We start from the raw sequence: 20118 nt of genomic DNA on the forward strand, positions 1-20118 counted from the left end.
TACGGAGGGGCCGAGGGGCTCGGGCGGGACGGCCCGGGCCCCTTCGCGCTTCCGTGCGCCGGGTGGACGGTGCCCCAGCGCCGCAGCGCCGCGGACCGGCGTCAATGCGGTCGGTGCCGCTGCGGTGGGCGCCGCCGCAGTGGACGGGAGTCGCGGTGCGCCGGTCCACCGTGGGGGCGCGCACCACACCCGGCACATCCGCCCTGTGAATCCCGTAAGTCCGTCCCGTGCGGACCGAGTTCGTCGGCCGCGGCCCCTCCGGTCCGTCGTCCGGGCCGTGTTGCCGTGCGTCGGCGGAGCCCTCTTCGGCCGAGGCCGAAGAGGGATGTATCCCGTGAAGTCGCTGGTCGTCCCGACTTGCATATCGATAGCGGGCGGCATGGGTCTTCGGCGCCCGGATTCTGGACGAGGTCTTCCGCTGAGCGAACCGGCTCGCTACTGTCCCCGCAAATGAAACGCCCCGTGGCAGCGCCGCCGCGGAGCGCAGCCGGTGTGCCATGGCCTGCCGGCGGCCTCTCCGTGCGTCGCCGATGGGACCGGTGCCGCTAGCCGCGAGAGCGTCGCCGCACTCACCTCGAAGGAGAGGGCGTCGTGACCGCGGAGACCTCCCAGACGCTCGACAGAGGACTGCGTGTCCTCAAGCTGCTCGCCGACACCGACCACGGGCTCACCGTGACCGAGCTGTCCAACCGTCTCGGCGTCAACAGGACCGTCGTCTACCGTCTGCTCGCGACACTCGAACAGCACGCCCTGGTCCGCCGCGACCTGGGCGGCCGGGCCCGGGTGGGACTCGGCGTCCTCCGCCTCGGCCGTCAGGTGCATCCGCTGGTACGGGAGGCGGCGCTGCCGGCGCTGCGCTCCCTCGCCGAGGACATAGGCGCCACCGCCCATCTCACGCTGGTCGACGGGGCGGAGGCGCTTGCGGTGGCGGTCGTCGAGCCGACGTGGACGGACTACCACGTGGCGTACCGGGCCGGGTTCCGCCACCCGCTGGACCGGGGCGCCGCGGGCAAGGCGATCCTCGCCGCCCGCCAGGGAGGTCTCACCGAGCCCGCGTACACCCTCACGCACGGCGAGCTGGAGGCGGGCGCGAGCGGTGCCGCCGCGGCGCTCATCGGGGTGACCGGCATAGAGGGCAGCGTCGGCGTCGTCATGCTGGCGGACGCGGTTCCGGAACGTGTGGGTCCCCGTGTCGTCGACGCGGCTCGCGAGGTCGCGGACGCGCTGCGCTGAGCGCCCGGTCCCGGAGCCGCCGGGCGGGCCCGGCCGGGAACTGCCGGTTCCGGAGCCGCCGGGAGTACCCGGAGCCGCGGGGCGGGCCTGGGTCGGGACCTGCCGGTCCCGGAAGCTGCCGGGAGCACTCGGTCCCGGAGCCGCGGGGCGGGCCTGGGCCCGGACCTCCCGGTCCCGGAAGCTGCCGGGAGCACCCGGTCCCGCGACCGCCTGGCAGGCCCGGGCTCGCAACTGCGGGCCCCGGGCCCCAACCGGGAGCGGTCGTGCTGCCGGGCGGGTCCCGGCCCCGGTCCGGGGGCCCTGGGCGGACCGATACATTGACAGCGTGTTCTCTCGCCTCTCGCGCCTCTCCCGTCCCCGGGCCCTCGCCGTCTGCGCCGTGCCCGTCGCCGCGCTGCTCGCGGTGGCGGCGCTCGCGCCACTGCCGTTCACCGTGGCCCAGCCCGGGCAGACCACGAACGTGCTCGGGAACGACCGGGGGAAGCCGGTGATCACGATCACCGGAGCTCCCGTGCGCCAGACGCAGGGCCAGTTGCGGATGACGACCATCGTGGCGACCGGACCCTCGGTCGACGTGGATCTCGGCGACGTGGCGGACGCGTGGGTCCGCAAGGACCGGGCCGTGCTGCCGCACGACTCCGTCTACCCCTCCGGGCAGTCCGACGAGGAGGTCGAGAAGCACAACACCGCCGAGATGCGGAAGTCCCAGAACAGCGCGGTCGACGCGGCCCTGGGCTACCTCAAGAAGGACCCGGCGAAGGTGAAGGTCACCCTTGATCTCGCCGACGTCGGCGGCCCGAGCGCCGGGCTCCTCTTCTCCCTCGGCATCGTGGACAAGCTCGCCGGCGACGGCGCGGGCGGCGATCTCACCGGCGGCAGGAACGTCGCCGGTACGGGCACCATCGACGCCGACGGAAAGGTCGGCGCGGTCGGCGGAGTCGCCCTGAAGACGCAGGCCGCGGCGCGCGACGGCGCGACCGTGTTCCTCGTCCCGAAGGCCGAGTGCGCCATCGCGGAGGAGCAGCTGCCCGAAGGCATGACGCTGATCCCGGTCACCGAACTGACGGACGCGGTGTCGTCGCTCAAGACCCTGCAGAAGGGCGGCGACGTCCCGAAGTGCTGACGGGCCGGTGCGGGTGCCCCCGAGCCCCCGACCGGCGCCCCCGGAGCTTTCCGGTTCGGAGCCCTCGACCCGCGCCCCCTGCCCCCGAGCCCTCGACCCGCGCCCCTGAGCCTTCCGGCCCTGAGCCCTCACCCGCCCCCCGGCGTCAGCGGGCGTCCTCCGCGGCCTGTTCCACGAGCGGGATGATCCGCAGCGGTACCGGGTTCTCCATCACGATCGCCGTGGACGCCCGCACGATGCCCTCGAACCCGACGACGCGGTCGATCACCCGCTGCAGGTCAGCGTTGGACCGGGCGACCAGCCGGCACAGCATGTCGCCGTGGCCGGTCGTCGTGTGCAGTTCGAGCACCTCGGGAACCGTGGCGAGATGCGCCCGCACGTCGGCGCCCTGCCCCTGCTTGATCTCCAGCGTCGCGAACGCGGTCACCGGGTAGCCCAGGGCGGACGGGTCGACGTCCGGGCCGAAACCGCGGATGACACCGTGAGACTGGAGCCGGTCCAGTCGTGCCTGGACGGTTCCGCGCGCGACGCCCAGCCGGCGGGACGCCTCCAGGACCCCGATCCTCGGTTCCCGTGCGAGCAGCACGATGAGCCTGCCGTCCAGATGATCGATCGCCACACCAGCCTCCTGAGTGGTCATCCTGTACAGGTCGCCCGAACAAACCGGACGCCGACTAAGCATATTGCGCAGCGGATACACGAACTATTGCGCAGCTTGTGGATCGGCGGGAGTCTGCCGCCATGACTGAGACCCTGGATCACACCCCTGAGACCGGCAGGCAGGCCGACCCCTTCCCGGTGAAGGGAATGGACGCGGTCGTCTTCGCCGTCGGCAACGCCAAGCAGGCCGCGCACTACTACTCCACGGCCTTCGGCATGAAGCTGGTCGCCTACGCGGGACCGGAGACGGGCAGCCGGGAGACCGCCTCCTACGTCCTGACCAACGGCTCCGCCCGCTTCGTGTTCACCTCCGTCATCAAGGCGTCCTCCGACTGGGGCCGGTTCCTCGCCGAGCACGTCGCCGAGCACGGTGACGGCGTCGTCGACCTGGCCATCGAGGTGCCGGACGCCCGGGCCGCCTACGCCTACGCCACCGAGCACGGCGCGCGCGGCATCCAGGAGCCCTACGAGCTCAAGGACGAGCACGGCACCGTCGTCCTCGCGGCCATCGCCACGTACGGCAAGACCCGCCACACCCTTGTGGACCGGTCCGGCTACAGCGGCCCGTACCTCCCGGGCTTCTCGGCCGCCGACCCGATCGTCGAGCCCCCGGCCAAGCGGACCTTCCAGGCCGTCGACCACTGTGTGGGCAATGTCGAACTCGGCAAGATGAACGAGTGGGTGGCCTTCTACAACAAGGTCATGGGCTTCACCAACATGAAGGAGTTCGTCGGCGACGACATCGCGACCGAGTACTCGGCGCTGATGTCCAAGGTCGTCGCCGACGGCACGCTGAAGGTGAAGTTCCCGATCAACGAGCCGGCGATCGCGAAGAAGAAGTCGCAGATCGACGAGTACCTCGAGTTCTACGGCGGGGCCGGCGTCCAGCACATCGCGCTCGCCACGAACGACATCGTCTCCACCGTGCGTGCGATGCGCGCGGCCGGCGTGCGGTTCCTGGACTCGCCCGACTCGTACTACGACACGCTCGGCGAGTGGGTCGGCGACACCCGGGTGCCGATCGAGACCCTGCGTGAGCTGAAGATCCTCGCCGACCGCGACGAGGACGGCTACCTGCTCCAGATCTTCACCAAGCCCGTGCAGGACCGGCCGACGGTCTTCTTCGAACTCATCGAACGACACGGTTCGATGGGCTTCGGCAAGGGCAACTTCAAGGCGCTCTTCGAGGCGATCGAGCGCGAGCAGGAAAAGCGCGGAAACCTCTAAGCCCGTACGGAGTCCGGCTCCGTCCCCGCGGCCCCACGGAACCTGACCCGTGGGGCCGCGCGGCGTTCGGTGCGGGGCTATGGTCGGCTCATGGCCAGGATCAACGACGTCGGCGGTCTGCAGGGCTTCGGGCCCATCGACACCGCCGACGACACGGAGCCCTTCCACGCCGACTGGGAGGCCCGGGTCTTCGCACTGAACTCCGCGCTGATCGCGGGCAAGGTCTACAACCTCGACGAGTTCCGCGACGCGATCGAGTCCATGGCGCCCGCCGACTACCTGGCGGCGTCCTACTACGAACGCTGGTTCTTCGCGATCCGTACGCTCCTGGAGCGCAAGGGCGTGATCGAGGCGGGCGAACTCGATGTCTGACCGCTTCTCCGCCGGGGCCCGTGTGCGCACCGTGCACCACGACCCGCCGCACCACACCCGGCTGCCGCGCTACGCCCGGGGCAAGCGCGGCACCGTCGTCGAGCCCGAGGGCCGGGCACTGCTCGCTGACCGCAACGCACAGGGGCGTGGGGACGCGCCGCTGGAGCAGGTGTACGCGGTGAGCTTCCCGGCCCGCGAACTGTGGGGCGAGGGCGACCACGACGTCGTCCTGGACCTGTTCGAGAGCTATCTGGAGGACGACGACCCGGGCGACCGGGCCGAGGCCGCCGCGGCGCCCGGGACGTCCCGGGCGCAGACCGGTGGAAAGGACGGGAAGCCATGACCGGCGGGCACACCGACGCCGACATCAGCCGGCGGGTACGCCGCCTCGAGACGCTGCTGGAGGACCGCGGGATCGTGGCCGGCGCGGCGCTCGACGAGACCCTGGACGCCTTCCTGTCGGGAGCCTCCCCGGCGAACGGCGCGCGGGTCGTCGCACGAGCCTGGACCGACGCGGACTTCCGCACCCGGCTCCTCGCCGACGGCACCTCCGCCGTCGCCGAACTGGGCCTGTCCGCCGGCGGGGTCCAGCCGCAGCGGCTGCGCGTCGTCGAGAACACGCCCGACACGCACAACGTCGTGGTCTGCACGCTCTGCTCCTGCTACCCCGTACGCCTCCTGGGGCCGTCCCCCAGCTGGTACAAGAGCGAGGCGTACCGCTCCCGCGTCGTCCGCGAACCCCGCGCGGTCCTGGAGGAGTTCGGCGTCCGCCTCCCGGACGCCACCCGCATCACGGTCTGGGACTCCACCTCCGAGACGCGCTACATGGTCCTCCCGATGCGTCCGTCCGGTACCTCCCACCTCGACGAGCCGGCCCTCGCCCGCCTGGTCCCGCGCAACGCCCTGATCGGGACGGCGGTGCTCTGAGCCTCCGGCGCCGACCGGCCGCGGCCCGGCGAGGCCCCGGCCCGGAGCGCGGTTCCGGCCGGCCACGGCCGCGCGCCGCCAGGAAGCGGCGGGTCCAGCGGTCCTCAGGTTCCGGACGGTGACGGCCTGCGCGAACCCGCCGTGGACGACTCCCCGGGCCGCGCCTCTCCCGACTGCCGCGGCTCTCCCGTTTCCCGTGCTCCTCCCGACTCCCGTGCCTCGCCCGACTCCCGCGCCTCCCGGGAGTCCCGCTCGCGGGGCCGGGCGGACCCGGAGTCGCGGGGTTGGCGGGAGGCGTCCCCGTCCGGGCGGCGGGACGGGTCGTCGCGGTCCTCCACCGGCTCTTCGTCCTCCGCCGACTCGTCCTCCGGCGGCAGCTCCTCGTCCGTCCACGGCTCGCCCTCGACGTCGACGGGACCGCCCGGAGGAGGGTTGCCCAGGACCGAGACAGCGCGCTTCGCACGCGGTACCAGGAGCGGCGAGAAGTACGGGTTGAGGCGCAGCGCCTCCCGCAGGTGCCGCCGGGCCGGGCCGTGCAGGCCGAGTGAGCGCTCGATCTCGCCCTGGTGGTACAGGGACAGCGCACTGCGGAGCCCCGGCGTCGTCGCGCGCTTCAGATACTTCAGTCCCTCCTGCGCCCGCCCCGCCCGGTACAGCGCCCACCCCAGCGCGTCCGAGACGTGCGCGCTGCGGTGCCCCCGCTTCCACTCCTGCGCGAGACGCTGCACCGCGGCCTTCGCCAGGCCGTGGTCCGCCTCGTACCGCGCGAGCGTCAGCTCCTCGCTCACGCCGTACTTCCGGGCCTTCGCGGCCAGCCGGCGGACCTTCTCGTAGTGCGCCCGCGCCTCACCGGCCATCCCCAGCGACTCGTACAGCTCTCCGGCCTGCAGTGCGTACTCGGGCATCGGCGCCCGTTCGATGGCCGCCCTGTAGTCCCGCAGTGCGTCGTCCGTGCGGCCGAGCGCCGCCGCGGCCCGTCCGCGCCCCGCCAGGGACGGATGGTGGCCGGGCTCCAGTTGCAGCGCCGTGTCGAAGTACGCCGCCGCCTCCTTCGGCTCGCCCCGATCCCAGGCCAGCTCGCCGAGCCGGTACTGCGCCGCGGCGCGCTCCGCCTTGCCGCCCGACCGGGACGACGCCTCGTCCGCCAGCGCCTCGGCGTCCTCGTGGTGCCCGTTGTCGTGGTGGACCCGGGAGCCCCGCATCAGGGTCTGCACGGTGCGGGGGCGCAGCTCCTCCAGCGTGCGCAGGGCCTTGGCGGCGGCCCCGTACGAGCCGAGCCCGCTGTAGGCGTCGATCAGCACCGGGTACGCGGTCCACTGCTCCGGCGACCGCGCCCGGACGCTCTCGGCCCAGCGCCTCGCCGTGGCGAAGTCCCGCCGGGCGTTCGCCAGCGCCGCCATTCCCAGCTGGGCGTCCGCGTTGCCCTTCTCGCCCGGCAGCGCCTCCAGCGATCGCCGCAGCGCCTTCTCCGCCCGGCGGAAATCCGTACGGTCACCGAGGAGGGCCCCTTGTGCCAGGTAGGCCGAGCCCAGCACCGCCCAGGACAGATGGTCGCCGGGATTCCCGGCCAGCCGGTGCTCCTGCCCTGCGATCAGCGACGACAGTTCGGCCGCGGACAGGGCCGCACCGGGGCCCTCGGCCAGCACGGTGCGGGCCGCGGGGCCCGGTGCGGGCGGCGGCGGCCCGTCGTCCCCGCCCGTCCAGACGACCACGATCCCGGTGGCGACCGCCCCGGCGACCAGCGAGGCGATCACGGCATTCCTGGCAAGTGGCGCGTATCGCTTCTTCATGGCGATCACTGTGCGCCACCCTCCGCTCCCGCACGAAGTGCACACCCGGCGGAGCGACGCGGATCGCAGACGGGTTCACACCGATGGCCCCCGGTGCGAATCTGGGATCATGGACGATCTACTCTCCCGGCTCAGCGAGAACCTCCCGCCCGAAGCCCTGATCACCGACCCCGACGTCACGGTCTCGTACAGCAACGACATGGCGAGCTTCTGTGACGCGGGCACCCCGGCCGTCGTGGTGCTGCCCCGCACCGTCGAACAGGTCCAGCACGTCATGCGCACCGCGACCGAGCTGCGCGTCCCCGTCGTGCCGCAAGGAGCCCGCACCGGCCTGTCCGGCGCGGCCAACGCCTCCGACGGCTGCATCGTCCTCTCCCTGGTCAAGATGGACCGCATCCTGGAGATCAGCCCGGTCGACCGGATCGCCGTGGTGGAGCCCGGTGTCGTCAACGCCGTGCTGTCGCGCGCCGTCGGCGAGCACGGGCTGTACTACCCGCCGGATCCGTCCAGCTGGGAGATGTGCACCATCGGCGGCAACATCGGCACCGCGTCCGGCGGACTGTGCTGCGTGAAGTACGGCGTCACCGCCGAGTACGTCCTCGGACTCGAGGTCGTCCTGGCAGACGGCCGGCTCCTCAGCACCGGCCGCCGCACGGCCAAGGGAGTCGCCGGATACGACCTCACCCGGCTCTTCGTCGGCTCGGAGGGGAGCCTGGGCATCGTTGTCAAAGCCGTGCTCGCACTCCGGCCCAAGCCGCCCCGGCAGCTCGTACTCGCCGCCGAGTTCCCCTCGGCCGCCACGGCGTGCGACGCCGTCTGCGCGATCATGGAGCGCGGTCACACGCCGTCGCTGCTGGAGATCATGGACCGTACGACCATCCGGGCCGTCAACGAGATGGCGCAGATGGGCCTCCCGGACACCACCGAGGCGCTGCTCCTCGCCGCGTTCGACACCCCCGACCCCGGCCCGGACCTCGCCGCCGTCGGGGAACTGTGCGCGGCGGCGGGTGCCACCCAGGTCGTCCCCGCCGAGGACGCGGCCGAGTCGGAGCTGCTGCTCCAGGCCCGCCGGCTGTCGCTGACCGCCCTGGAGGCCGTCAAGACCGCGACGATGATCGACGACGTCTGCGTACCGCGCTCGCAGCTCGCCGCGATGCTCGACGGCACCGCGGCCATCGCGGAGAAGTACGACCTCACGATCGGTGTCTGCGCCCACGCGGGGGACGGCAACACCCACCCCGTCGTCTGCTTCGACCACCACGACCCCGGCGAATCCGCCCGCGCCCGCGAGTCGTTCGACGAGATCATGGCCCTCGGGCTCGAGCTCGGCGGCACGATCACCGGCGAACACGGCGTGGGCGTCCTGAAGAAGGAGTGGCTCGCGCGCGAACTCGGCCCGGTGGGAGTGGAGTTGCAGCAGGGCATCAAGAAGACCTTCGACCCGCTCGGCATCCTCAATCCCGGCAAGTTGTTCTAGTGCCTGATACGGAACTAGGTCCGAAGGACCACAAGGGCCGGGACCGGAGCCGGATGAAAGAGGTACGGCTCCCCACATAGCGTGACCGGACGGGAAGAAGGATGAAGAAGCAGGAGAAGGAGGAGTCGTGCCCGCACGTCTCGACCACACCATCGTCCACAGCCGCGATCGCTTCGCCGCGGCCCGTTTCCTCACCGAGCTCCTCGACGCGCCGGAGCCCAAGCCCTTCGGCCCGTTCGCGAGCGTCCCGCTCGCCAACGGCGTCACCCTCGACTACCTCGACGGGCAGCCGGGCTCGCCGATCGTCTCGCAGCACCTCGCCTTCCTCGTCACCGACGAGGAGTTCGACGAGATCTTCGACCGGATCAAGGAGCGCGAGCTCTCCTACTGGGCGGACCCGGCGCACGCCGAACCGCAGCGGATCAACCACAACTTCGGCGGCCGCGGGGTCTACATCGACGATCCCGACGGCCATTCCCTCGAGTTCATCACCCACACCTACGTCCAGTCCCCGTAGTTCTTGTCGTTCCCGTGGTTCTCGCGCGTCCACGGGCCCGCCCAGGCCCCCGGAACGGGCGCGCCGGGCCCGTCCGTGCCGGAACCCGCCGGGCCGGCGGTCCCGCGGCCACTCCGGCTACGCCTCACCGTCCTTCGTCTCCTCGACGGGCCGGGGGCCGTCGCCGCCGAGGGCGGCAGAGGGACCGCGTCCGTGCAGGCCGTCCGCCGGGGCGGGCGCGAGCAGCTCCGCCAGCTCGGTCTCGAACCCGAGGTGTTCGGACTCGGTCCCCGGCGGCACGGCCCGCAGCGTCCGCTCCAGCCACGCCGACACCTGCGAAAAGGGGGCCTCCAGCAGGGCCTCGCCGTCGGGCGAACTCAGCGCTATGTGGATGACGCTCCGCCCGTCGTCCTTCGTCGGCCAGACCCTGACGTCGCCCTCGCCGCAGGCCCGGAAGACCCCCTCCACCAGGAGTTCACGGGCGAACGTCCAGTGCACGGGATGCTCGGACCCGATGTGAAAGGTGATGTGCACGGCATACGCGTCATCTCCCCGGTAGGTGAGCCTGGCCGGCACGGGGACACTGCGCTCCGGCGACAGGACCAGCTTGAGCTCCAGCTCGCGTTCCACCACGGTGTGCATGAGACTGCGACTTCCTTTCCCGGTACGGGACCCTGGAGCGGGCCACACAGGGGGAGAGCGCCATCCCCGCCGACTATTACGCGACTTCCGCCACCAACTTCTCAGTCTCCCGGCGCACGGTCCCGGCAGTGCGGCACAGCGTTACCGGAAAGTGGGCCTTACGCCGGGACGGGCCCGGCGCGGTGCGGCGGTCTGATAGATGTGGACCCTTGAATCGACCCCCTCGATACCCTCGATGTCTTCCAGGAGATACGGGACCACGGTGATGAGCGCCCCCACCCCGGCAACCGGCGACGGCAGCCCCACGCCTGGCTACTACCCCGATCCGTCCATTCCGGGTTACGTCCGGTACTGGAACGGCACGGCATGGGTGCCGGGCACGAGCCGTCCGGCGCCCAAGGACGGCGAGACGATGCCGGCGTCCCCGCCCTCGGCACACGCGACCTTCGCGCCCCCGGCGGCGGTACCGGCCGCCCCGGCCGTACCCGCGGTCGAGGAGACGGGTCCCGTCTTCCTGGACGAGGACCCGGACCCGGCCCCCGGCGGCCGCCCGGAGCCTTTCTCCGCCTGGCAGGCCGACACCTCGCGCCAGACGGGCTTCGGCGGCGACCGCGACCGCCGCGTCTCCTGGGGCTCCGCGGCCCAGGACCCGCGCGGCGGAGGGCTGCCGGGCTCCGGTGCGGACGCCTCGGCGCCGGTCGCCGGGCAGGCCTGGGACCAGCCGGGCGCCACGGCACAGGACCCGCGTACGGGAGGCTCGGCGGGAGCGGACCGCGGCGACGGCAACGGACCCTCGGGAGTCCGGTTCGACCGGGCGGCCGGCAGGGCCGCCCTCGCCGACGGCGCCCCGGAGCCGGCGGGCACCGGGGCGGACCCGACCGGTGGCGCCCTGCCCGGTGTGCGCAGCGTCGGCGGGCCCGCCGAGGAGCCGGAGCAGCCGGTGGCCGACGGCACCGTCACGATCCGCGCCCAGCGTCCGCAGCCCGGCACGCCGCCCGCCGAGGGCACCATGACGGTGCGTGCGATGACGCCTTCCCAGCAGCAGCCCGCCCAGCAGCGTGCGGCACAGGCACAGGCACAGGCGCCCGTCCAGGCGCCGGCGCAGCCGCAGGTTCCCGCCCAGCAGCCGGCGTCGCCCGCGCAGCAGCCCCAGCAGCCGTCGACCCGGCAGTCGCAGCAGCCGGGGCCGCAGCAGCCGCCCGTGTCCGCGGGGTCGGGCGGCGGGTCCGCCTCCTGGGCACAGCAGGTCCACCGACTGGCGCAGACGCCGGAGGAAGAGCCGCCGGTCGTCCCCTGGAAGCCACCGGTCAGCGATCCCTTCCTGCTGGCCGCCCAGGCCCAGGCCTCGGCCCGGCCCGCCGCGCTCGGCAGGCGCTTCGCGGCCCGGCTGATCGACACCGCCGTGCTGGGGGCGCTCGTCGGCGCCGCGACGTACCCGTTCGTGTCCGCCGCGCTGGCGCACATCGACGAGAAGATCCAGGCGGCGAAGCTGTCCGGGGAGACGGTCACCGTCTGGCTGATCGACGGTACGACCGCCTTCCACCTCGGGCTCTCGCTCATCACGATGCTCGTGCTCGGCACGCTCTACGAGGCGCTGCCGACCACCAGGTGGGGACGCACCCTCGGCAAGAAGCTGCTGGGGCTCCAGGTGCGCGACATCGAGTCGCACGAGCCGCCGTCGTTCGTCGCGGCCCTGCTGCGCTGGCTGGTGCACGGCGTCCTCGGCGTGCTCGTCGTCGGCGTCCTCAACGTGCTGTGGTGCGTCTTCGACCGCCCGTGGCGGCAGTGCTGGCACGACAAGGCGGCGCACACGTTCGTGGCCGGCTGACGGTCCGTTCGTCCCGTTGGCCCTGCCGTCCCCCGAACGGCTCGTGAGCCGTTGCGGGGCCCGGCGGGGCGGGGTGCACTGCCCCCATGAGCAACGACCAGCCGCCCGAGGACGACCCGTTCCGCAAGAGGCCCCAGGAGCCGCAGGGGCCCGTGCCCCCGGGCGGTCCACCGCCGGGCGGGCAGCCTCCTCCCGGTGGTCCTCCGCCGAGTGAGGGGCCCTACGGTGCGCCGCCGCCGGGCGGCGGCGGTCCCTACGGCACCCCGCCGCCCGGCGGCGGCCCGCACGGGGCTCCACCTCCCGGCGGTCCTCCGCCGCCCGGGTCCGGCTCGCCCTACGGTGCCCCGCCTCCGCCGTACGATCCGCACGCGTACGGCGGCGACCCCTACGGAGGCGGCGATCCGCTGCACGGGATGCCCCCGCTCGCCGACTCCGGCAAGCGCATCCTCGCGCGCATCATCGACTGGCTGATCGTCGCCATTCCCCTGCTGATCATCGGCATCCCGTTCGGGATCTACAACAGGGTCGCCTCGGGCGACGACTTCGACGACTGGGTGGCGAACAGCAACACCGGCGGACAGTGGGTGTTCCAGCTCATCTCGATCATCGCGTACGTCGGCTACGACACCCTGATGGTGCGCAAGTCGGGTCAGACGCTGGGCAAGAAGCTCATGAAGATGCGTGTGGCGATGCTCAACGACGGGAGCACGCCCGACACCGGCTCGTCCCTGACGCGCGCCGTGGTGCTCTGGCTGCCGCAGCTGATCTGCTGCCCGTGCCTGTGGCCGCTGATCCTGCTGATCCTGATTCTGGTGGACAAGCCGTACAAACAGGGTCTGCACGACAAGGCCGCCAAGACGGTGGTGGTGTCAACGGCGCCCTGAATGCTGGCCGACGCGGTGCTCCGCCGTCGCGTGGGCGACGGGCATCCGGGCGGCGGACTCCGCAGGGAGGGAGCGGTCCTCGATGGCGGCCGCACGGCTTCGACCGGCCGTGCGCGCCGCCTTCGCCCTGTCCGGCACCGGCACGCTCACGGCGACGAGCAGGCCCAGGGCGAGAGCGGTGACCCCGACGACGGCGACTCCGAGCGCCGTCGTCGCGCGGGAGAGCAGGAGCATGGCGACGGTCGAGACGACGACGGTGGCCGAACCGTAGGCGAGCTGTGCGGCAGTCGGACGCGGCATGACGGTTTCCGTCCCTCGAAGGCATCGATGTCGGTGGTGTGTCGCAGCGAGTCGCCCTGTCCGGGGACCCTACGAGGGTGGATGCCCGAGAGGAACCGGCAGTAAGCGTGACCTAACCCACGGTACCGGTGCACTGGGGGCGCATCGAGTCACGTGTCTCAGGAACTGACCGTGCGGATGCGCCTGTTGACCGGACGGCCAGGTCGCGAGAGGGCCGCCGCAGCGGACCCGGCCGTGAACGCGCGTAGCGCGTCCGTTATCCGGAACTGCACTACTGCATAGTGCAGTTGGCCTGTTCAAGTCAAGGTCTGTTTTTTCTCCGTCAACTCCGGTCGAATGTCGTCACTTGTGACGCGCTGCCGCGAGCGGATCCACCCCACATTCCTTGGACCCGCGGTACGCCGGCGCGCGGGGGAGGACACCTTCAAGTGACAGGCAAGCGACGGGCGATCAGAGCGTCCGCGGTGCTCGTGGCACTGGCCACGACAGGGGCAACGGCCGCGGCACTCACCACGGCCCAGGCCGAGAACCGGCCCTCCGGGGCCCCCGGGGTCGAGCGCCACGATCCGGCGCCCGGCTCCGACCACAACAAGGCCCAGAAGGGCCACGTGGACCACGATCTCGAGGGTCCGTTCAGCAAGCAGCAGGAGCAGCAGCGCCAGGCGGCGCTGGAGCAGGTCATATCCGGGGACGCGACCGTGCAGAAGCGCGGCGCGTCCAAGGTCGTGAAGCTCGACGACAAGAAGTACGTCGAGCTCGGCCGGGAGAAGACCGACAAGATCTTCACGATCCTGGTGGAGTTCGGCGACAAGGTCGACGACACCACGATGTTCGACCCGGACGGCGACGGCCCGAAGCCGCCCGTCAAGAAGTACGGCGGCACCCCGGGCCCGCTGCACAACAAGATCGCGCAGCCGGACCGCAAGGTGGACAACTCGACCGCCTGGCAGAAGGACTACAACCGGCAGCACTTCCAGGACCTGTACTTCGGCGAGGGCAAGGACAAGAAGGGGAACCCCAAGCACTCGCTGAAGACCTACTACGAGCGCACCTCCTCCGGCCGGTACTCGGTCGAGGGAACCGTCTCGGACTGGGTCAAGGTCGACTGGAACGAGGCCCGCTACGGCTCCAACTACTGCGGCCAGTCCAACTGCAACAACGTCTGGGACACGGTCCGTGACGGCGTCACCGCCTGGACCGCCGACCAGAAGGCCAAGGGCCGTACCGACGCCCAGATCAAGGCCGACCTGGCGCAGTACGACCAGTGGGACCGCTACGACTTCGACGCCGACGGCAACTTCAACGAGGCCGACGGCTACATCGACCACTTCCAGATCGTCCACGCGGGCGAGGACGAGTCGGCCGGCGGCGGCGCCGAGGGCCCGAACGCCCTGTGGGCCCACCGCTGGTACGCCTACGGCACCGACGCCGGCAAGACCGGCCCGGCGAACAACAAGGCCGGCGGCACCCAGATCGGCAACACCGGAATCTGGGTCGGCGACTACACCATGCAGCCGGAGAACGGCGGCCTGGGCGTGTTCGCCCACGAGTACGGTCACGACCTCGGTCTGCCGGACCTGTACGACACCTCCGGCGGCGGCGAGAACTCCACCGGCTTCTGGTCCCTGATGTCCTCCGGCTCCTGGCTCGGCACCGGCCAGGACTCCATCGGCGACCTGCCCGGCGACATGAACGCCTGGGACAAGCTGCAGCTCGGCTGGCTCAACTACACGAAGGCCAAGGCGGCGACGAAGTCCACCCACAAGCTGGGTGTGGCGGAGTACAACACCAAGAACCCGCAGGCCCTCGTCGTCGAGCTGCCGAAGAAGAAGGTCACCACCAGCATCGTGAAGCCCGCCGAGGGCTCGATGCAGTGGTGGAGCGACATGGGTGACGACCTCAAGAACACCCTCACCCGCTCCGTCGACCTCACGGGCAAGTCCAAGGCGTCCCTGGAGCTCACCGGCTGGTGGGACATCGAGGCCGACTACGACTACCTCTACACCGAGGTGTCGACGGACGGCGGCGCCAACTGGGACGCCGTGGACGGCACCGCCGACGGCGCCCCGATCACCCGCGACGCCTCGGACAAGCCGGCGCTGACCGGTCCGTCGGGCGCGCACAAGAAGCTCGTGTACTCGCTCGACGCGTACGCCGGCAAGAAGGTCGACGTCCGCTTCCGCTACCAGACGGACGGCGGCGTGGCGGGCAAGGGCTTCGCGGCGGACGGCATCGTGGTCTCCGCGGACGGCGCCCCGGTCTTCAGCGACAACGCCGAGACCGAGGCGGCCGGCTGGACCGCCAAGGGCTTCTCCCGCATCGGTGAGTCCTTCACGGACGAGTACGAGCAGTACTACCTCGCCGAGAACCGCCAGTACGTCTCGTACGACCAGACCCTCAAGGTCGGCCCGTACAACTTCGGCTTCAAGGCGCCGAAGGACGGCTGGGTGGAGCACTACCCCTACCAGAACGGCCTGCTGGTCTGGCTGTGGGACACCTCGCAGAAGGACAACAACACCAGCCAGCACCCGGGCAAGGGTCTGATCCTCCCGATCGACGCCAACCCCAAGGCCCTCAAGTGGGCCGACGGCACGCTGATGCGCAACCGCATCCAGGCGTTCGACTCCACGTTCAGCACCTTCCGCTCGGACGCGCTCACGCTGCACAAGGCCGACGTCCCCGTGAGGATCGCCGCCCACAAGGGCAACTCGGTCTTCGACGACCGCAAGGGCGTCTACTGGTTCGAGGAGAACCCGACCGCCGGTGTTCAGGTCCCGAACACCAACACCAAGATCTCGATCGTCAAGGAGCCGAAGAACGGCCAGACGATCACGGTCCAGGTCGGCCGCTCGGCCAAGTAGGACGTAGCACGTCACAAGGAGCGGGGTGTCCGCGCGCTCGTCGCGCGGGCACCCCGCTTCGTCGCGGCGGGCCTCTGAGCCCGCGATGATCGGTGACGGTGTCCGGTGCCCGGAGAGCAGCTTGCGCCGGGGTGTCCGTTTGTTGACGCTCGCCCGGACCCGGAGCGGGCGAGATGTCCCAAAGGGGAGCCCGAGGAGAGCCCCTCCTCGAATGTCGATCAATAAAATTGCAGGTCAAAGCATGATCGGCCGATGCCCTCTAGCGGGCGGCGGCCGATCGTGTTTAGGTGCGTCTGACGAAGTTCTTATTGACAGCGAGCTCACGGGGGAGTGATGCGGCGTGCCCGGCGGAGGTTTCTGCAAGCTGCCAGGAGGCAGTGTCGTGGTCGCGATAGGCCTGCCCGACCCGGCAGGCGGCGGTCGTACGGTGCGTGTGCTGGTGCACGCGGCGAACCGTGCGCGCGCCCTGACGCGACTGCGGAACCTGGGGCTGCGGGCGGTGTATCTGCGCGGTAACGCGGAGCCACCGACGCCGGACGAGATCACGGCGGTGCTGCACCATCCGGACGGCCTGCTCTGGCGCACGCACGAGCCGCTCTCCCAGGAGCTCTGGCACCCCATCCGCGCCCTGCTGCGCCCGGCACGCGGGGCGTAGCGCCGGGCCCCGCCGGAGGAGGCGGGGAACGCCGCCGGGCCCCTCGGTGCCCGGCGCCCCGCCGCGCGCGCCGCGAGCCTCCCGGGGGCACGTTCCGCGGCCGTGCGACGGACCGCCGCGCGTCAGACCACCGGCTTGCCGGAGAGCTCCACGCCCGCCTGCCGCATCTGCTCGAGGGCCCGGTCCGTCGTCTCCTCGGAGACCCCGGCGGTGAGGTCGAGTAGCACATGCGTGCGGAAGCCCTCGCGGACGGCGTCCAGCGAGGTGGCGCGCACACAATGGTCGGTGGCGATGCCCACGACGTCGACCTCGGTCACGTCCCTGGAGCGCAGCCACTCGGCGAGCGTCGCACCGTTCTCGTCGGTGCCCTCGAAGCCGCTGTACGCCGCCTCGTAGGCGCCCTTGTCGAAGACCGCCTCGACCGAGCCGCAGGCAACCGCGGGCGCGAAGTTCGGGTGGAAGCCCACGCCCTCAGTCCCGGCGACGCAGTGCGCCGGCCACGAGTCCACGTAGTCGGGCTGCTCGGAGAAGTGGCCGCCCGGGTCGATGTGGTGGTCGCGGGTGGCCACCACGTGGCGGTAGCCGGGCTGGGCCTGTCCGATGTAGTCGGTGATGGCGGCGGCGACGTCCGCGCCCCCGGACACCGCGAGGCTGCCCCCCTCGCAGAAGTCGTTCTGAACGTCGACGACGATCAATGCGCGGTGCATGGCGGGTGTCCTTCGGTGGGTGCGGCGGGCGGGGAACGGTCGGGCGGCAACGTTTCGAGGGTAGAGACTTCGATCGCCTTGCGGGAGAGGGCCTTTGCCTGCTAACTGCGCTGCCGTCGTCTCTCGGGTCACCTGGTGTCCATACGGCTCACATGAGGTACTCCGTGGGAAGCACCGGCTCGCCGCGGGACAGCTGGGTCGCGGAGATCGGCAGCGCGGCGCGCGCCGCGATGTGCCGCTCGCGCGCCGCGTCCAACGGTTCACGGGCGACGACCTCACCGCCCTTGACCAGCTGCGTCAGCAGCTGCCGGTCCACCAGGGACTCGGGCACCGGGCCGGTGCCGAGCACCTCGGCCTCGGCGACGCCGTACTCGTCCTGCCGGCGGGCGGCCCACTTGCGCCCGCCCACGGACAGTTTCCCGCCGGTCGACTTCTTCGCCACCGGCACCAGCGGCGCGTCCGGGTCGGCCGAGCCGGCGCGGGCGACCAGCTTGTAGACCATGGAACAGGTCGGGTGACCGCTTCCGGTGACCAGCTGCGTACCCACGCCGTAGGCGTCCACGGGCGCGGCGGCCAGCGACGCGATCGCGTACTCGTCCAGGTCGGACGTCACGACGATCTTCGTGTCACGGGCGCCGAGGTCGTCGAGCTGCCTGCGCACCCGGTGGGCGACCATCAGCAGGTCCCCGGAGTCGATGCGCACGGCCCCCAGATCGGTGCCGGCGATCTCCACGGCCGTACGGACGGCCTCGCCTACGTCGTAGGTGTCGACGAGCAGGGTCGTGCCGCGCCCGAGCGAATCGACCTGGGCCCGGAAAGCGTCCCGCTCCGTGTCATGCAGAAGGGTGAAGGCGTGCGCGCTGGTGCCCACCGTGGGGATGCCGTAGCGGAAGCCGGCGGCGAGATCGGAGGTGGAGTCGAAGCCTCCGACGTACGCCGAGCGCGCGGAGGCGACTGCGGCGAGCTCATGGGTGCGCCGGGCGCCCATCTCGATGAGCCGGCGGCCCACGGCGGCCGCCGACATCCGCGAGGCCGCGGCCGCGATCGCCGAGTCGTGGTTGAGGACCGAGAGGATCACGGTCTCCAGCAGCACGCACTCCGCGAAGGAACCCTCCACGCGCAGGATCGGCGAGCCGGGGAAGTAGACCTCGCCCTCCGGGTAGCCGTGGATGTCGCCGCTGAAGCGGTAGCCGGCCAGCCACCGCAGCGTCGGCTCGTCCACGATGCCGCGGTCCCGGAGGTACCCGAGCACGCCCTCGTCGAAGCGGAAGTTCTCCACGGCGTCCAGGACGCGTCCGGTGCCGGCGACCACGCCGTAGCGGCGGCCCTCGGGCAGCCGGCGGGTGAAGACCTCGAAGACCGACCGGCGGTCCGCGGTGCCCGCCTTGAGGGCGGCCTGCAGCATCGTGAACTCGTACTGGTCGGTGAAGAGCGCGGTCGACGGCACGGAGACCGGCAGACCCAGATCCGCAGTGTTCATACGAGCGATGCTAGCGCAGATTTCGTCAGAGTGACGAGATGTCGTCGGATCGGGCGGGGGCGTTTGTGCGACCGGGCCCCTCGGGTGGCAGCATGGGTGGAGTGACTGTGCCCCTAGAGATCGAGCAGACCCAGTCGGCCGAGGAGACGTTCGCCGTACCCGAACCCGACGTTCCGTGGGTGACGATCGTCCACAACGATCCGGTCAATCTGATGAGCTATGTCACCTACGTTTTCCAGGCGTACTTCGGCTACCCCAAGGACAAGGCCCACAAGCTGATGCTCGACGTCCATCACAAGGGACGCGCGGTCGTCTCCAGCGGCACCCGCGAGGAAATGGAACGCGACGTGCAGGCGATGCACGGCTACGGGCTGTGGGCGACGCTCTCCCAGGAACGTCAGTGATGGCGGGACAGTTCGAAGCACTGCCGGGCGGCGGCGCCGCCGTCGCGCTCGACGAGGTCGAGATCTCCATCCTGCGCTCGCTCGCCGTCCAGCTGCTGGAGCTCATCGGCCCCGGTGACGAGCCCGCCGAGGGCGCGGACCCGCTTGCCGCGCTCTTCGCGGAGGGGCCGAGCGAGCCGCCGTCCGACCCCGCGCTCGCGCGGCTCTTCCCGGACGCCTACGGGGAGCCCGAGGCCGATCGGGGCGAGGACGGGGAACTCCGGGAGTTCTCGGCCGAGTTCCGCCGTTTCACGGAGAACGACCTGCGCGCCCGCAAGCGCGACGACGCCCTCGCCGTCGTCCGCAACCTCGACGCGCTGACCGCGGCGGGCGAGGGCGGGGCGATTCTCAAACTCACCGCCGAGGACTCGCTGCACTGGCTCGGAGCGCTCAACGACCTGCGGCTGACCATCGGCACCCGGCTCGAGGTCACCGACGACGACGAGACCGGCGACCTCTACCGGCTGCCGGACTCCGATCCGCGCAAGCCGATGGTCATGGCGTACCTCTGGCTCGGGGCGCTCCAGGAGACGCTGGTCGAGACGCTGATGCCGTAACGGCCGTATTCCGGGCGGGTGCCCGGGGTTCGGCGGCCGGGGTGCGGGCGTCGGCGTGAATCAGGCGAGGCCCTGACGCCATGTCGTCACGTCCCGTAGCGGATGGCGTGCCGGGGACGCGGAATGCGTCACGAGCCGTAGCCGGTGAACGCCTCCCGGACACCGCGTGTTCGCTCAACGGACACTCAAATCCGGATAACGATCACGTCACTTGGTCACCCGTCTTTGCCGCGCCAAGTGTGAATTGTCCGCTTCTTTCAGTGGTGTGCGCCACATTGCCGTGGGTCGATCAATGCTGCCGCCGTGATAGATCTTCACGACCTGCCGGGGACGCCACCCATGTCCCCGGAGGCGCTTCGACCGGCAGACCGCCGGCGGCACTCCATCGGTATCCGGGGGGATCAGGACCTGGTCCGCGGCCGAGTCCAGTCGGCGCGGATCAGCATGGAGAAAGGC

The 20118-nt window shown here is 71.4% G+C and carries 20 protein-coding genes; 14 read left to right on the forward strand and 6 right to left on the reverse strand.

Features of this window, described 5'->3' with window-relative positions; all coding sequences use genetic code 11:
- The first annotated feature begins 591 nt into the window (after positions 1 to 591).
- Together BLT82_RS29825 and BLT82_RS29830 are read left to right on the forward strand one after the other, a co-directional pair.
- Positions 592 to 1233 carry an IclR family transcriptional regulator gene (locus tag BLT82_RS29825; protein ID WP_093660439.1) on the forward strand — a complete coding sequence of 214 codons (642 nt, stop codon included), beginning with the start codon at positions 592 to 594 and terminating at the stop codon, positions 1231 to 1233.
- A 325-nt stretch (positions 1234 to 1558) separates the two neighbouring features.
- Complete coding sequence (locus BLT82_RS29830) at positions 1559 to 2356, forward strand: S16 family serine protease (protein WP_093660441.1); 798 nt, start codon at positions 1559 to 1561, stop codon at positions 2354 to 2356.
- Positions 2357 to 2501: 145 nt separating this feature from the next.
- On the opposite strand, the gene BLT82_RS29835 is transcribed toward BLT82_RS29830, so the two are convergent.
- Positions 2502 to 2975 carry an Lrp/AsnC family transcriptional regulator gene (locus BLT82_RS29835; RefSeq protein ID WP_093660443.1) on the reverse strand — a complete coding sequence of 158 codons (474 nt, stop codon included), beginning with the start codon at positions 2973 to 2975 and terminating at the stop codon, positions 2502 to 2504.
- 122 nt (positions 2976 to 3097) lie between these two features.
- Here BLT82_RS29835 and hppD point away from each other — a divergent pair, with 122 nt between their 5' ends.
- The 4 genes from hppD (at position 3098) to nthA (ending at position 5542) form a co-directional block, all read left to right on the forward strand.
- Positions 3098 to 4243, forward strand: coding sequence for a 4-hydroxyphenylpyruvate dioxygenase (gene hppD / locus BLT82_RS29840; RefSeq protein WP_093660445.1), 1146 nt, complete (start codon positions 3098 to 3100; stop codon positions 4241 to 4243).
- 90 nt (positions 4244 to 4333) lie between these two features.
- The gene (locus BLT82_RS38725) at positions 4334 to 4615 is read left to right on the forward strand and encodes an SH3-like domain-containing protein (RefSeq protein WP_093660447.1); all 282 of its coding nucleotides are present in this window, start codon (positions 4334 to 4336) and stop codon (positions 4613 to 4615) included.
- On the forward strand, positions 4608 to 4958 hold the full coding sequence (locus BLT82_RS38730; protein ID WP_093660449.1) for an SH3-like domain-containing protein: 351 nt from the start codon (positions 4608 to 4610) through the stop codon (positions 4956 to 4958). Before BLT82_RS38725 ends, BLT82_RS38730 begins: the two co-directional genes overlap by 8 nt.
- Positions 4955 to 5542: a nitrile hydratase subunit alpha gene (nthA, locus tag BLT82_RS29855; RefSeq protein ID WP_093660451.1), complete on the forward strand. Its 588-nt coding sequence runs from the start codon at positions 4955 to 4957 to the stop codon at positions 5540 to 5542. Before BLT82_RS38730 ends, nthA begins: the two co-directional genes overlap by 4 nt.
- A gap of 104 nt (positions 5543 to 5646) precedes the next feature.
- Here the strand turns inward: nthA and BLT82_RS29860 are convergent, their stop codons facing one another.
- The gene (locus BLT82_RS29860) at positions 5647 to 7332 is read right to left on the reverse strand and encodes a tetratricopeptide repeat protein (protein WP_244529726.1); all 1686 of its coding nucleotides are present in this window, start codon (positions 7330 to 7332) and stop codon (positions 5647 to 5649) included.
- A gap of 109 nt (positions 7333 to 7441) precedes the next feature.
- On the opposite strand from BLT82_RS29860, the gene BLT82_RS29865 reads away from it, so the two are divergent.
- Both BLT82_RS29865 and BLT82_RS29870 read left to right on the forward strand, forming a co-directional pair.
- The gene (locus BLT82_RS29865; RefSeq protein WP_093660575.1) at positions 7442 to 8809 is read left to right on the forward strand and encodes an FAD-binding oxidoreductase; all 1368 of its coding nucleotides are present in this window, start codon (positions 7442 to 7444) and stop codon (positions 8807 to 8809) included.
- A 127-nt stretch (positions 8810 to 8936) separates the two neighbouring features.
- Positions 8937 to 9326, forward strand: a complete 390-nt coding sequence (locus BLT82_RS29870) for a VOC family protein (RefSeq protein WP_093660455.1) — start codon at positions 8937 to 8939, stop codon at positions 9324 to 9326.
- Between the two features lie 117 nt (positions 9327 to 9443).
- On the opposite strand, the gene BLT82_RS29875 is transcribed toward BLT82_RS29870, so the two are convergent.
- A complete protein-coding gene (locus tag BLT82_RS29875) occupies positions 9444 to 9947 on the reverse strand; it encodes an SsgA family sporulation/cell division regulator (RefSeq protein WP_093660457.1) in 504 nt (167 codons plus the stop codon).
- Positions 9948 to 10212: 265 nt separating this feature from the next.
- On the opposite strand from BLT82_RS29875, the gene BLT82_RS29880 reads away from it, so the two are divergent.
- Positions 10213 to 11775, forward strand: a complete 1563-nt coding sequence (locus tag BLT82_RS29880; protein WP_093660459.1) for an RDD family protein — start codon at positions 10213 to 10215, stop codon at positions 11773 to 11775.
- 86 nt (positions 11776 to 11861) lie between these two features.
- Positions 11862 to 12659 (forward strand): RDD family protein, encoded by a 798-nt coding sequence (locus tag BLT82_RS37630; protein WP_208868086.1) that lies wholly within the window; start codon positions 11862 to 11864, stop codon positions 12657 to 12659.
- Here BLT82_RS37630 and BLT82_RS29890 read toward each other — a convergent pair.
- Positions 12645 to 12959 (reverse strand): hypothetical protein, encoded by a 315-nt coding sequence (locus BLT82_RS29890; RefSeq protein WP_093660463.1) that lies wholly within the window; start codon positions 12957 to 12959, stop codon positions 12645 to 12647. The genes BLT82_RS37630 and BLT82_RS29890 overlap by 15 nt on opposite strands.
- Before the next feature lie 428 nt (positions 12960 to 13387).
- Here BLT82_RS29890 and BLT82_RS29895 point away from each other — a divergent pair, with 428 nt between their 5' ends.
- Together BLT82_RS29895 and BLT82_RS29900 are read left to right on the forward strand one after the other, a co-directional pair.
- The gene (locus BLT82_RS29895; protein WP_093660465.1) at positions 13388 to 15820 is read left to right on the forward strand and encodes an immune inhibitor A domain-containing protein; all 2433 of its coding nucleotides are present in this window, start codon (positions 13388 to 13390) and stop codon (positions 15818 to 15820) included.
- 340 nt (positions 15821 to 16160) lie between these two features.
- The gene (locus BLT82_RS29900) at positions 16161 to 16475 is read left to right on the forward strand and encodes a hypothetical protein (RefSeq protein ID WP_093660467.1); all 315 of its coding nucleotides are present in this window, start codon (positions 16161 to 16163) and stop codon (positions 16473 to 16475) included.
- Between the two features lie 122 nt (positions 16476 to 16597).
- On the opposite strand, the gene BLT82_RS29905 is transcribed toward BLT82_RS29900, so the two are convergent.
- Together BLT82_RS29905 and BLT82_RS29910 are read right to left on the reverse strand one after the other, a co-directional pair.
- Positions 16598 to 17182 carry a nicotinamidase gene (locus tag BLT82_RS29905; protein WP_093660469.1) on the reverse strand — a complete coding sequence of 195 codons (585 nt, stop codon included), beginning with the start codon at positions 17180 to 17182 and terminating at the stop codon, positions 16598 to 16600.
- Between the two features lie 148 nt (positions 17183 to 17330).
- Positions 17331 to 18662 (reverse strand): nicotinate phosphoribosyltransferase, encoded by a 1332-nt coding sequence (locus tag BLT82_RS29910; RefSeq protein ID WP_093660471.1) that lies wholly within the window; start codon positions 18660 to 18662, stop codon positions 17331 to 17333.
- Positions 18663 to 18754: 92 nt separating this feature from the next.
- Here BLT82_RS29910 and clpS point away from each other — a divergent pair, with 92 nt between their 5' ends.
- Entirely contained in the window at positions 18755 to 19066 is a 312-nt protein-coding gene (gene clpS / locus BLT82_RS29915; RefSeq protein ID WP_093660473.1) for an ATP-dependent Clp protease adapter ClpS, read from the forward strand.
- Positions 19066 to 19662 (forward strand): DUF2017 domain-containing protein, encoded by a 597-nt coding sequence (locus BLT82_RS29920; RefSeq protein WP_093660475.1) that lies wholly within the window; start codon positions 19066 to 19068, stop codon positions 19660 to 19662. Before clpS ends, BLT82_RS29920 begins: the two co-directional genes overlap by 1 nt.
- The last annotated feature ends 456 nt before the right edge of the window (positions 19663 to 20118 follow it).

The sequence above is a fragment of the Streptomyces wuyuanensis genome, from assembly GCF_900103455.1.
Taxonomy (GTDB): Bacteria; Actinomycetota; Actinomycetes; order Streptomycetales; family Streptomycetaceae; genus Streptomyces; species Streptomyces wuyuanensis.